We start from the raw sequence: 11,985 nt of genomic DNA, 5'->3' as shown, positions 1-11,985 counted from the left end.
ATTTCTGTTCTGGGCTTGGCCATTTCCCCTGCGGATGAGCTCTAGTGGGCCCACTCATCCCGGAGTACTGAATAGATCAGCTGGTCGTGCCACGCACCGGCGCGCCACTGCGCTTGGCGGATGACACCCTCGCGGGTGAACCCCAGCTTCTCCAGGCACTTCTGCTCAGCCGCATTTTCTGCGGCTGTCGTAGCCTGGATCCGATGACGGGGGTAGTGGGTGAACAAGTAGTCGACGAGCATCTTCTGCCCCTGCGTGCCATGGCCCTGGCCGCGGTACTGGGCAAAGATGCCGATGGCGACTTCCCAGCAGGCCGAGGTGTTGGCCCGACCCCACGACGAAACGGTGAACCAATCGACTTTGCCGATTATTTGCCCCCAAGCAGACTGCCAGCGCGCCATCGGCGTTGCCGATCAACTGGTCCTGGCCGACACGGGCGCGCAGCTTGTTCGTATCCCAGAAGCCGAACCACTGGGCTTCACCGGCACCCTGCACGGATTGGAAGTTCGCTTCCAGCAGGTCGATATCCTCCAGCCCGAGCTTTCGAAATGACAAGTGCACCCTTGTTTTCCTCCCGTGTTCCGGCGATGGCTGGCATGCTGCTCGCTTAGAAAGCTAGGCCGATCAGCAACGGCTCATTGACCAGTTCAATGCCAAAACGCTGCTGCACGCCGGCGCGAACTGCCCGCGCAATGGCCACAATGTCCTGGGCGGTGGCTTCCCCGCGGTTGGTGATGGCCAGTGTGTGCTTGGTGGACAGGGACGCTCGGCCGCCAGCGAGCGCGAACCCCTCGGTCCCCTCCAAGCCGTAGCCCTTGCCGAAACCGGCCTGGTCGATGAGCCACGCGGCGGACAGCTTGAGGAAGCCAGCTTGTTCCGCCGGGTAGCTCGGAGCGTTCTCGGGAAGCTTGCCCATGACGCTGGATTCAACGATGGGGTTGGTGAAGAAGGAACCCGTGGAGTGCGAGTCGGCATCCCTGGCATCAAAGACCATGCCCTTGGAACGACGCAAGTCCAGAACGGTCTGGCGCACTTCGAGTGCGTCGGCGCGTTCGCCAGCTTCGACTCCGAGCCGGCGGGCCAGCTCTGCATAGCGGATAGGAGCCGATTCATTTTCACGGGTCAGCAGGAAGGCCACTTCCAGGACCACGTAGCGTGGGGATCCGTTGGTGCTCGTGCGCTTGATGACCGAATCGCGGTAGGCGAAACCAAGCTCGGAGTTATCCAGCTTGAGTACCTGGTTGCTCTGGCGGTCGTAGGCACGCACCCACGCCAGGGTCTGGGAAATGTCTGCCCCGTAGGCCCCGACGTTCTGCACCGGAGTGGCACCGGTGCACCCGGGGATGCCCGAGAGCGCTTCCAGTCCGCTCAGGCCCTCAGCCAGGCTGTATTCAACGGTCGTGTCCCAGTTCTCGCCGGCGGCAGCGCGCAGCAGCACCTTGCCATTAGGCTGCTCGTCCAGGTGCAGTCCGCGGGTGGCGATCTGCACTGCGACGCCCGGGTACCCCTCGTCGGAGATCACCAGGTTGGAACCCCCGCCAATGAGCAGAACGTCGTGCCCTGCGGTGTCTGCTGCCGCAACGGCTTGAGCCAGTTCAGCTTCGCTGGTAGCGGTCACCAATTGCTGGGCTGGCCCACCAACGTGGGTCGTGGTCAGATTCTTCAGCATTGCTTCAGTTTACTTTCCGTATGGGAACGAATAGGTGCGGCCGGCCGGCGTTCTACGCTTTGCCTGCGCCGCCGGTACGGTTTCCGGCGGCATTAGAGGACAAGCAGAAGGCCACGACCACCAGGATGGAAATGGAACCCAAAGCAGGGAGCAGGCCGATGACTTCAGCCAGCAGTCCCAAAAGCGGCGGGCCACCGAGGAAGGCGCCGTAGCCGATGGTGGACACTACCGAGACGCGGGTCGCGGCATGAACAGGATCATCCGATGCCGCGCTCATGGCCAGCGGGAAGGTCAGGGCCACTCCCATGCCCCAGATGGCCAAGGCCACGAAGGCCAGCGGCAGGTTGTTGCCAAAGGCGAAGAGCAGTACCCCGACCAGGGCGCTGATGGCGCTGGCCCGGATCATGACGACGCGGCCCAGGCGCAAGATCAGATCGCCGGACAGCAGCCGGGTCAGGGTCATGGCGGTAACGAAGACGCCGTAGCCGATGGCTCCCACGCCTTCCTTCGTGTGGTATCCATCCACCAGTGCCATGGCCACCCAGTCGCCGGCTGCGCCTTCAGCCAGGGCCATGCCCAGAACCAGAACGCCCAAGAGGACGGTCTGCGGTTCGGTCCATGCCTTCTTCAGCGAGGTCCCGCTGCTGGTGCGCGGGGTCCGGCTGTAGTCTTCTCCGTAGAATCGGGCACTGTAGAGCACGGTGAAGACGATAACCAGGCCCATGAAGCCGTAGTGGTACTGCAACGGGATCTGCAGTCGGGCACCTAGCGCACCAGCGCCGGCACCGATCACGGTGCCGATGGAGAAGAAACCGTGCAGGGCGGGCATGATGCTCTTGCCCAAGGCGCGTTCCATGGCCGCGCCTTGGACATTGGAGGCGACATTCCATGATGCGGTCCCCAGGCCCTGGGCGAAGAGGAAGATGCCGCAGATCAGGGCGCTGCCAAAGATTCCTGCGCCCACGCCTACAAGAATGAGTGAACAGCCGGCTATTGTCGCGGCGATGCGCATGACGCGGGTGGCCCCAAGGCGCAGAACCAGTTGTCCTGAGACCGAGACGGACAGGAAGGATCCTGCACTCATGCACAGCAGCAGCAGTCCAACGCTGGCGTGGTCCAGCTGCAGGGCATCACGCACTGCGGGCAAGCGCGAAACCAGGGCCGAGATCAGCAGGCCGCTGGCCAGGTAGGCGGCCATCAGCGCGTTGCGCCACTGGGTTACAGGCCTCTGCGCTTCACCGGGAAGTTGCATGCCTAGAGCTGCACCACGGCTTGGCACTTGAGCAGTACCTTGCTGTCATGGGCCGAGACTGCCAGATCGATGCGGGCGGTGCGGGCTTCGGAGTCCAAGGCGCCGACCTTGCCCTCCACCGAAATGGTGGTACCTTCGGGATCTTCGACGACTACCGGCTTGGTGAAGCGGGTCTGGTAGTCGATGATGGCTCCCGGGTTGCCGACCCACTGGGAGACCAGGTCGATGACCGATCCCATGGTGAACATGCCGTGGGCGATCACCGATGGCAGTTCCACTTCCTTGGCGAAGCGCTCATTCCAGTGAATCGGGTTGAAGTCGCCCGAGGCACCTGCATAGCGGACGAGGTCCGCGCGGTTGACCTGCACCGTGTGCGAGCCAATGACCTGGCCCTTTTCGAGGCTTTCGAATTCAATCATGCTTAGTCCTCAGCTCGTACCAGTAGCGATGAAACGGTGGTTGCGATCTTCTCGCCGGCCACGGTGGTTATTTCCGCGCGGGTGGTGATCATGGCACCGGCACCCATTTCACGGACCTGGTCCACGTAGAGCTCGGCAAGCAGTTCATCGCCGGCAACGATCGGACGGTGATGGGTGAAGCGCTGGTCGGCGTGCACCACGCGGGAGAAGTCGATGCCGCTGGCAGGGTCGGCAATCAGCTGCGCGTCAGCGCGCTGGGCGATGATGATCGCGAAGGTCGGAGGGGCAACGACATCGCTATAGCCCAGCTCGCGAGCGGCCTGCACATCGTAGTGCGCCTGGTTGGCGGCCTTGGTGGCCTTGGCGAATTCGCGGATCTTTTCGCGGCCTACCTGGTAGGACTCGCCGGCAGGGTAGATGCGCCCTACCAGGTCGGGGTTGATGCCCATGGATTCTCCTGAACGTTGTTGGAAGTGGCCAGGCGAGGCTGCCGCCGGATACGGGACCCGGGCGCAGCCAAGCGGTCACACGGTGGAATTCTTGCGGAGCCCTAGTCCTGCCCGTCCGCCGGGCGCTTCTTGGCTCGAGGGGCCGCCAGGCCATTGGCAATGCGCCACTGGCGCGCATCCCTGGCGCGGACAACCAGTCCGGCGATGTGGCAGAGCATGCCGATGACCATGATGCCGATTGCTGTGTAGACCGTTGGCAGCGATGGAATGTTGGCGCCGATGATGGCCAAGATGATGCCTGCGCCCATGATGCCCATGGCAGCGAAGACGAGCTTCTTATAGCGTGATGAGGCCGATTCCCAAGGAGTGTTGGTCATGGTTCAAGTCTAGTTCAGCTCCGGCTGTGTCCGCTCATTGAGGCCGGGGCATTTCCCCGTGACTCCCCCGACAACGCTGGGCCTGATTCAGAACAGGGCGGATTGCTCTTCCCTGAAATCTGCGCAGTTCTCCACGATGGCGACCTCGCGGGTCTTCAACTCGGCGGCATCCAGCAGGCGCACGGTGGTGCCTTCGCCGCTGTCTGCGAGGATGCTTTGCCCCAGCACGCCGCGGATGCGCAGATTCACGGTGTTCCCGCCCAGCGCGGTATTCCAGGCATGCAGCGCATGGGTATCCCAGGCGTCTACTACCGGGCGGGCGAAGGCCGGTTGTTCCCACAGCTCGTCGCGCAGCTGCACGCCGTAGGTTTCCAAGCCCCGCTGGGCGCCAAGGAAGGACCGGGCCCGGCTTGCCGCTTCGGAGTTGATCTGGTCCAGCTGGGCGTAGTCCAGTTCCCAGCTGGCCAGTCCCTTGATCTTGGACTTCTGCCGGACTTGCTGGCTCAGGCCCACGTGTTCAGTGACAAGGTCTTCGAGCACTCGAATAGCGGCTCCATCAGCGGCGCGGGCAATATAGCGGGCAATGACCGCTCCCTGCTGCGCCAAGCGAGTCCATTTGCTCTGGGTTGAGGTGGTACCGACTTTGGTCGCCCCATGGGCGAAGCTTGCGACATACAAGAAGTGCGGCTGCTCCAGGTACTTGCGCATGCCTTCCGGGGCTTCGCCGGTCTTGTGGAAATGATGCATGAACTTCGAATGATCCAGCCGGTGGCAGCGTTCGCACTGGGTTCCGGTACGCAGCGCTTTGTTCTTCGGGCAAGGCAAGGTGTTGCGAGAGCCATCGCTGTTCATCGTGATGTAGCCCAGGCAGAATTTCAGTTCGCCGATGCGCAAGCTTAGGGAACGGTTGGCTTCCAGGTATTCGGTGCTCCATTTTTCCGCTTGCCTAAGCCGGAGCATGGGGGCGCGTTCATGCTCTGAGAAGCTGATGCCGTGGCAGAGCTGCCGGTGGTCGCTGGCGAATTCCATCGATGCCTTCCTCGAAGTTACCTCTTCAACGATAGTTCACCGGACATGGCTAGCTCCTGCAAGGCAGGTTGGCCGGCGCCTGCAGCCCGAAAGTTTGCTGGACGAATTCCCGATTCGTTCTGGCCTAATTCCTAGGAGAAGCCCTTAGGCTGGAACTGCACCGGAACCGTACCGCGGGCCGGGCCATAATCTGCTGAGGTGATCCAGGATTTCTGTCCCATTTGATGACAAGACTCGTGCAGTGGCCATCGCAGCTGCCGAGACCGCCCCTTCGCCGGCCGAGCTGCAGCGATTGACGCAGGCTTTCCGCCATGATTTCCAGCGTTTCATGATGGAGTACCAGTTTGCGGTGGACGAGGTGCTGACCAAGGTCTCGATCTTGCGTGAAGAGTTCTTGTATTTGCACAATTACAATCCAATTGAGCACGTCACTTCCCGGGTGAAAACTCCGGAGAGCATCATGCGCAAGGTCTCCCGCCGGAACATCTCCCCGTCCCTGCCGGCCATTCGCGAGAACATCAGCGACATTGCCGGCGTGCGCATTACCTGCAGTTTCGTCAAGGACATCTACAAGGTTCTGAACACGCTAACCTCGCAGAATGACCTGAAGGTCCTCCAAATCAAGGACTACATCAAGAACCCGAAGCCCAACGGCTATAAAAGTGTCCATGCGATCGTGCAGATCCCGGTCTACTTATCCGATGGCCCGGTCGATGTCGTGGTGGAGCTGCAGATCCGTACCATTGCCCAGGATTTCTGGGCAAGCCTGGAACATAAGATCTTCTACAAGTACGAGGGCGAAGTTCCAGAACATCTAGTGCAAGAGCTTGCCGACGCGGCGGCCATGGCGACGAAACTCGACATGCAGATGCAGCGCTTGCATACCGAAGTCCACGGCCATGATGCCAATCAGGCACCGAGCCAAGAGGCGGATTTCGATACGACAGCGATCCAGGGGCTGCTGTCGCTGGCTCAGCAAGCCAAGGACGGGAACCAGGAGAAGGACTTGGATCACTAGCCGTTCATGCCCTCGAAGGACAATGCTGCTTCGGGGCCGGAAACCAAAAAAGATCCTCGGCCGAGGCCGAGGATCTTTGATTTGGTAGCGGCGCCGGGACTCGATCCCGGGACCTCACGATTATGAGTCGTGCGCTCTAACCAGCTGAGCTACGCCGCCACAAGTGAGAAGCAATCCAGTAGAAGCCAAGAATGCTTCTCACTCAGAGCCCCCTGCCGGAATCGATCCGGCGACCTCGTTCTTACCAAGAACGCGCTCTACCACTGAGCTAAGGGGGCAACGAGTAAATACTCTACACGGATTTCCCGGCAAAGAAAAATCGGCGGATCACCCCGGAAAAGACCAGGAGAATTCTGTAAAACCACTAGTCAATGACTATTTATCCTCTTACTCGCTACCCCGGGGACGAAGGGTGGGACAAAAAGTGCCCTGGTGACGATGCTCACGAGAGTGCTCCTCGCGGTCAATCGCGGATTTGCCATGACGCGCAGGATAGAATCCCGCGGATCATCCCCGGTGGCCAAGCATCGAATTACCCCGCTTGGAACTTCGGAACGCTGACACCTTTTCCCACTCCAGAACCCCTGACCGAGCGGCACTTGGGCAACACCCGATCCACCCAGGCGCCCAGGCACGGCTCCGGTGCCCGGCAGCTGGATCCCGGGCCGTGAACCGGGGTGCTGGAAACCGCCAGGAAGGCAACAGCTCCTTGCCGCCCATTCCGGTCTTGAGTAGGAATATTGTGACCTCAGCAACAAATTCCCGACGGATTTTGCAAACCTCAAAAACCTGTGTAAAGTATTTACCTGTTGCCCCCTTAGCTCAGTGGTAGAGCGCGTTCTTGGTAAGAACGAGGTCGCCGGATCGATTCCGGCAGGGGGCTCGAAATAAGAGAGGCAATCTGGTTCCAGATTGCCTCTCTTTTCGTTTATCCCGCAGATGCCGTGTAGCCACTGCGAGCATGGCCCAAGGCGCACCCCAAGCTGCAGCACCGGCTATCGGCCGCGTCTTGCGCCCCGGATTCCAGGTGCCCCCGGCAAGAGTCTCCGGCCAATGAAAAGCATCCTGGCCCGCCACAGCCGGCCCTTCCCACTTCCTTGATGTCAGGCCCTGACCACTGGGTTTGCGTTTTCTCCTCGCAAGCGTGCTAAGTTGTTCGCGACCACACGGGTGCCCTGGCAAGGGCTGAGATCGGGCTATCGCCGTCCGCGACCGTTGAACCTGTCCGGGTAATGCCGGCGAAGGAAGTGAGTTTCCCCAGTGGAACAAATTGAACAGCACCCTGCCCACACCCTTGCCTACCGTGAATCTGCGGGAATTTCTGTTCCCGTCACGCAGATCCAATTGGCAGACTCCCCCAATGGACAGCCCAACGAGCCGCTGGCGGTATATCGCACCAGCGGACCGGGAAGCGAGCCCACCCAAGGCCTGCAACCCTTCCGCGAGCGGTGGATCCTGGAACGCGGGGACGTGGAAACCTATGCAGGCCGCGAACGCAACCTGCACGACGACGGACGCTCAGCGGTCCGCCGCGGCACGGCCAGCGCGGAATGGGCCGGACGCTCAGCCCCGCCACTGCGGGCCGTTGGCGGAGCCCGCGTGACGCAGATGCACTATGCGCGTGCCGGGATCATCACCCCGGAAATGCGCTATGTGGCCCTGCGCGAGGAATGCGATGTCGAGCTGGTGCGCAGCGAGCTCGCGGCCGGGCGAGCCATCATCCCGGCGAACATCAACCACCCGGAATCCGAGCCGATGATCATCGGCAAGGCGTTCCTGGTCAAGATCAATGCGAATATCGGCAACTCGGCGGTGACCAGCTCCATCGCAGAAGAAGTCTCCAAGCTCCAGTGGGCGGCCAAATGGGGCGCGGACACGGTAATGGACCTGTCCACCGGAGATGACATCCACACCACCCGCGAGTGGATCATCCGCAACTCCCCGGTCCCCATCGGCACCGTGCCGATCTACCAGGCGTTGGAGAAGGTCAACGGCGAAGCCAACGAACTGACCTGGGAGATCTTCCGCGACACCGTCATTGAGCAGTGCGAGCAGGGCGTGGACTACATGACCATCCACGCCGGGGTGCTGCTGCGCTACATCCCGCTGACCGCCAACCGGGTCACCGGCATGGTCTCGCGTGGCGGGTCCATCATGGCCGGCTGGTGCTTGGCGCACCACCAGGAGAATTTCCTCTACACCCACTTCGATCAGCTGTGCGAGATCTTCGCGCAGTACGACGTGGCCTTCTCGCTGGGCGACGGGCTGCGCCCGGGCTCCATCGCAGATGCGAACGACGCCGCCCAGTTCGCCGAGCTGGACACCCTGGCCGAGCTGACCAAGCGCGCCTGGAAGTACGATGTGCAGGTGATGGTCGAAGGCCCGGGGCATATCCCGTTCCATCTGGTGCGCGAGAATGTGGAACGCCAGCAGCAGCTGTGCGACGGGGCGCCGTTCTATACCCTGGGCCCGCTGGTCACCGACATCGCCCCGGGCTACGACCACATCACCAGCGCCATTGGCGCCACGGAGATCGCACGGTACGGGACCGCGATGCTCTGCTACGTCACCCCCAAGGAGCATCTGGGACTGCCCAACCGGGATGATGTGAAGACCGGGGTGATCACCTACAAGATCGCTGCGCACGCCGCCGATCTGGCCAAGGGCCACCCGGGTGCCACAGCGCGGGATGATGCGCTGAGCAAGGCGCGCTTCGAATTCCGCTGGAATGACCAGTTCGCGTTGTCCCTTGACCCGGTCACCGCACAGGAATTCCATGATGAGACCTTGCCGGCCGAGCCGGCCAAGACCGCCCACTTCTGCTCCATGTGCGGGCCGAAGTTCTGCTCCATGCGCATCTCCCAGGATATCCGCGACGAGTACGGCTCGGCCGAGGCGCAAGCCGCATTGGCCGGGATGGCGCAGAAAAGCAAGCAGTTCCTGGAAAGCGGCGGCACGGTCTATCTCGGGGACGGGATCCCGGTGGGAACTCCTGCTCCGTAAATAGCCTGCGGCGCACGAAAAACGCCCTTGGGGCAAGCTTTCGGCTTGCCCCAAGGGCGTTATTCAATGCTGTTCAGCTGCGTGCGACTGGCTTAGTAGTCGCGACGTCCACCGCTGCGGCCCGAGTCGCTGAAGCGATCCTTGCCGCCGCGTCCGCCGCCGCCGAAGCCGCCACGTCCGCCGCCGCGTCCGCCACCGAAACCGCCACGGCCGCCACTGCGTCCGCCGCCGAAGCCACCACCACGGCCGCCACGGAAGCCACCGCGGTCGCCTTCGTCGTCACGGCGCGGGCTGCGGCCATTGTCGAGCTCGAGCTCGATGGCTTCGCCGCCGATGCGGGTCTTGGACAGTGCACGCCACTGGTCCTTGCTCAGCTCTGCTGGCAGCTCGACCAGGGTGTGGTCTGAACGGATCTCGATGCCGCCGATTTCCGAAGAATCGAAGCCGCCCTCGTTGGCCAGTGCGCCAACGATCGAGCCCGGCTGCACGCGGTTGCGTCGGCCTACGGCCAGACGGTACATGGCGTTGCCTTCGGCAGCGGTCTTGCGGGCACGTGGACCGCGATCGCCACGGTCACCGCGTTCGCTACGCTCGCCGCGCTCTGGGCGATCCATGCGTGCCTTCTTCGAAGGGGACATGACTGGTTCGGTCATCAGCAGCGGGCGGCCGCCCTGGGCCATCAGAGCCAGTGCAGCTGCGATTTCCAGCTGGTCCAGGTCTTCGTGCTCGGAAGCGAACTTCTCCACGATTTCGCGGAAGGTGGTCAGGTCCTGGCCGCTGATGGTCTTGTCGATGCGATCGGTGAACTTCTGGATACGACGGTCATTGACCGAATCCAGCGAAGGCAGCTGCATCTGGGTCACCGGCTGGCGGGTAGCCTTCTCGATGGCACGCAGCAAGTACTTCTCGCGCGGGGTCATGAACAGGATCGCGTCGCCCGAGCGGCCAGCACGGCCGGTACGGCCAATGCGGTGCACGTAGGACTCGGTGTCATGCGGGATGTCGAAGTTGATAACGTGCGAAATACGCTCAACGTCCAAGCCACGAGCTGCCACGTCGGTAGCAACCAGGATATCGATCTTGCCCGAGCGCAGGTTTTCCACGGTGCGCTCACGCTGCTGCTGAGGGATGTCGCCGTTGATGGCAGCCGCGGTGAAGCCGCGGGCCTTCAGCTTGTCGGCCAGGTCCTCGGTAGCCATCTTGGTGCGGACGAAGGTGATAACGCCTTCGAACGACTCGGATTCCAGGATGCGGGTCATGGCGTCCAGCTTGTGGGCGCCCATGACCTGCAGGTAGCGCTGGGTGATGTTGGTGCCGGTGGACTGCTTGGACTTCACGGCAACTTCCTGCGGGTTGCGCAGGTATTCCGAAGCGATGCGGCGGATGGTGCGTGGCATGGTTGCCGAGAACAGGGCAACCTGCTTGTCCTCCGGGGTAGCTTCCAAGATCTTGTCGACCTCTTCGGCGAAGCCCATGCGCAGCATTTCGTCGGCCTCATCAAGGACAACGTACTGCAGGTTCGACAGGTCCAAGGAACCCTTGTTGATGTGGTCGATAACGCGACCTGGGGTACCAACGACTACCTGGGCGCCACGGCGCAAGCCGTTGAGCTGCGGGCCGTATGGCGAGCCGCCGTACACTGGCAGAACGGTGAAGTTCGGCAGGTACTTGGCGTAGGAAGTGAAGGCTTCGGCGACCTGGAGGGCCAGCTCGCGGGTTGGAGCCAGAACCAGGATCTGCGGGGTCTTGGCTGGACCATTGGTGTCAGCCAGCTCTGCCATGCGGGACAGGGCAGGAAGCGCGAAAGCAGCGGTCTTGCCGGTACCGGTCTGGGCCAGGCCGACAACGTCGCGGCCTTCGAGAAGCAGTGGAATGGTCGCTGCCTGGATTGGCGATGGCTTTTCGTAGCCAAGGTCGGCAAGCGATGCAAGCACGCGGGCATCCAGGCCAAGTTCGGAGAAGAGCACGGTTGGCTCTTCCGGGGTCTGGTTGTCGTCGGTGTTTACGGGCATGTCAGAAGACACGAAGAATTACCTCATTCGTTAGGGGATAGGCCTTGGCCGTCCCCAAAGAAACGACGTATAGGCTGCACAGTCAGATACAAGTCACGCTCATCAAGCGCTCCCCTATGACATAAAGACCCGCACACACTTTGCGGAAAATACAACACGAGAAGGCTCCGGCCTCAAAAATTGGGCTGGATGCGAGAGGGATACCCTGATGTTCGCGAACACTTAATGCTAGCTTGAACAGGCCACTATTGTCAGTGTCGAGAGCGTGTGAGATCGGGCACCGCACCAAAGCACGTAGGGTTGAGAACGTGAAGAAACCACTTTTTCCGCGACGTCCAGATGAGCCCACCCCAGGCGGATTGTTCATCGCCCAAATGCTATGGCTCCTAGCCGGAGTGCTTTTTCTCGGCTTCGGAGGCTTCCTGGCTTACGAGCATATCCAGGATTCCGCGCTGGATTTCGGAGCCATTGCGCTGATGATCTTTTTCGCCGCTGCCGGCCTTGCCTGCTGTGTGCTGGGTTACCGCTTATTCACCGGGGACCGGGCCGCGCGCGCCCAGCTGTCCTGGTTGGGCCTGATTACCGCGCTGCCGCTGTTGCTGCGATTCGGCCGCTATTCGCTGTTGGCGGCCATCATCATGTTCAGCGTGGCCTTGATGTGGATGCCAGCGAGCAACAGGTATTTCAAGATCGTGGATCCCAAACCGGCCAAGCGCCGCCGGTAGCCGATCCGGAACTTCGTTCAAAGCACCAAGGA

At 61.8% G+C, this 11,985-nt stretch carries 11 protein-coding genes, 3 tRNA genes and 1 riboswitch; of the genes, 4 read left to right on the top strand and 10 right to left on the bottom strand.

The genetic code is table 11. From position 1 onward, the window contains the following. Positions 1–41: 41 nt before the first annotated feature. From AC1Z36_RS07990 to AC1Z36_RS07960, 7 genes are all read right to left on the bottom strand, one after another. Positions 42–401 (bottom strand): GNAT family N-acetyltransferase, encoded by a 360-nt coding sequence (locus AC1Z36_RS07990; RefSeq protein ID WP_105656884.1) that lies wholly within the window; start codon positions 399–401, stop codon positions 42–44. A gap of 206 nt (positions 402–607) precedes the next feature. Continuing rightward, the gene (locus tag AC1Z36_RS07985; protein ID WP_105661543.1) at positions 608–1,669 is read right to left on the bottom strand and encodes a UDP-N-acetylmuramate dehydrogenase; all 1,062 of its coding nucleotides are present in this window, start codon (positions 1,667–1,669) and stop codon (positions 608–610) included. Between the two features lie 52 nt (positions 1,670–1,721). Continuing rightward, positions 1,722–2,921 carry an MFS transporter gene (locus AC1Z36_RS07980; RefSeq protein WP_105656886.1) on the bottom strand — a complete coding sequence of 400 codons (1,200 nt, stop codon included), beginning with the start codon at positions 2,919–2,921 and terminating at the stop codon, positions 1,722–1,724. Positions 2,922–2,923: 2 nt separating this feature from the next. Then, positions 2,924–3,340 carry a MaoC family dehydratase gene (locus AC1Z36_RS07975; RefSeq protein WP_105656887.1) on the bottom strand — a complete coding sequence of 139 codons (417 nt, stop codon included), beginning with the start codon at positions 3,338–3,340 and terminating at the stop codon, positions 2,924–2,926. 2 nt (positions 3,341–3,342) lie between these two features. Beyond that, positions 3,343–3,789, bottom strand: a complete 447-nt coding sequence (locus AC1Z36_RS07970) for a MaoC family dehydratase N-terminal domain-containing protein (RefSeq protein WP_105656888.1) — start codon at positions 3,787–3,789, stop codon at positions 3,343–3,345. Positions 3,790–3,890: 101 nt separating this feature from the next. Further along, entirely contained in the window at positions 3,891–4,166 is a 276-nt protein-coding gene (locus tag AC1Z36_RS07965; RefSeq protein ID WP_332487064.1) for a hypothetical protein, read from the bottom strand. Between the two features lie 87 nt (positions 4,167–4,253). After that, positions 4,254–5,195: a DUF2797 domain-containing protein gene (locus tag AC1Z36_RS07960; protein ID WP_105656890.1), complete on the bottom strand. Its 942-nt coding sequence runs from the start codon at positions 5,193–5,195 to the stop codon at positions 4,254–4,256. Between the two features lie 241 nt (positions 5,196–5,436). Here AC1Z36_RS07960 and AC1Z36_RS07955 point away from each other — a divergent pair, with 241 nt between their 5' ends. Beyond that, complete coding sequence (locus tag AC1Z36_RS07955) at positions 5,437–6,213, top strand: GTP pyrophosphokinase (protein WP_286134123.1); 777 nt, start codon at positions 5,437–5,439, stop codon at positions 6,211–6,213. Positions 6,214–6,295: 82 nt separating this feature from the next. On the opposite strand, the gene AC1Z36_RS07950 is transcribed toward AC1Z36_RS07955, so the two are convergent. Next, positions 6,296–6,372: transfer RNA gene (locus AC1Z36_RS07950), tRNA-Met, on the bottom strand. A 47-nt stretch (positions 6,373–6,419) separates the two neighbouring features. After that, a tRNA-Thr gene (locus AC1Z36_RS07945) sits at positions 6,420–6,491 on the bottom strand. Positions 6,492–7,024: 533 nt separating this feature from the next. On the opposite strand from AC1Z36_RS07945, the gene AC1Z36_RS07940 reads away from it, so the two are divergent. Both AC1Z36_RS07940 and thiC read left to right on the top strand, forming a co-directional pair. Then, positions 7,025–7,096 (top strand) — tRNA-Thr (locus tag AC1Z36_RS07940). A gap of 273 nt (positions 7,097–7,369) precedes the next feature. Then, a riboswitch (TPP riboswitch) is annotated at positions 7,370–7,477 on the top strand. Beyond that, positions 7,474–9,216, top strand: a complete 1,743-nt coding sequence (thiC, locus tag AC1Z36_RS07935) for a phosphomethylpyrimidine synthase ThiC (RefSeq protein WP_105656891.1) — start codon at positions 7,474–7,476, stop codon at positions 9,214–9,216. It overlaps the preceding riboswitch by 4 nt. A 92-nt stretch (positions 9,217–9,308) precedes the next feature. Here the strand turns inward: thiC and AC1Z36_RS07930 are convergent, their stop codons facing one another. Continuing rightward, a complete protein-coding gene (locus AC1Z36_RS07930) occupies positions 9,309–11,228 on the bottom strand; it encodes a DEAD/DEAH box helicase (protein ID WP_105662540.1) in 1,920 nt (639 codons plus the stop codon). Positions 11,229–11,536: 308 nt separating this feature from the next. Between AC1Z36_RS07930 and AC1Z36_RS07925 the strand changes: the two genes are divergently transcribed. Then, entirely contained in the window at positions 11,537–11,953 is a 417-nt protein-coding gene (locus tag AC1Z36_RS07925) for a hypothetical protein (RefSeq protein WP_133833604.1), read from the top strand. Positions 11,954–11,985 lie beyond the last annotated feature (32 nt).

It is taken from the genome of Glutamicibacter sp. BS14 (assembly GCF_056934375.1).
The sequence above is the reverse complement of the archived record's forward strand: the minus strand, read 5'-3'. Positions and strand labels throughout refer to the sequence as shown.

Excerpts from the sequence above, each read along its gene's own strand:
- AC1Z36_RS07990 (WP_105656884.1), bottom strand. The coding sequence starts at position 401 with ATGGCGCGCTGGCAGTCTGCTTGGGGGCAAATAATCGGCAAAGTCGAT.
- AC1Z36_RS07985 (WP_105661543.1), bottom strand. The coding sequence starts at position 1,669 with ATGCTGAAGAATCTGACCACGACCCACGTTGGTGGGCCAGCCCAGCAA.
- AC1Z36_RS07980 (WP_105656886.1), bottom strand. The coding sequence starts at position 2,921 with ATGCAACTTCCCGGTGAAGCGCAGAGGCCTGTAACCCAGTGGCGCAAC.
- AC1Z36_RS07975 (WP_105656887.1), bottom strand. The coding sequence starts at position 3,340 with ATGATTGAATTCGAAAGCCTCGAAAAGGGCCAGGTCATTGGCTCGCAC.
- AC1Z36_RS07970 (WP_105656888.1), bottom strand. The coding sequence starts at position 3,789 with ATGGGCATCAACCCCGACCTGGTAGGGCGCATCTACCCTGCCGGCGAG.
- AC1Z36_RS07965 (WP_332487064.1), bottom strand. The coding sequence starts at position 4,166 with ATGACCAACACTCCTTGGGAATCGGCCTCATCACGCTATAAGAAGCTC.
- AC1Z36_RS07960 (WP_105656890.1), bottom strand. The coding sequence starts at position 5,195 with ATGGAATTCGCCAGCGACCACCGGCAGCTCTGCCACGGCATCAGCTTC.
- AC1Z36_RS07930 (WP_105662540.1), bottom strand. The coding sequence starts at position 11,228 with ATGCCCGTAAACACCGACGACAACCAGACCCCGGAAGAGCCAACCGTG.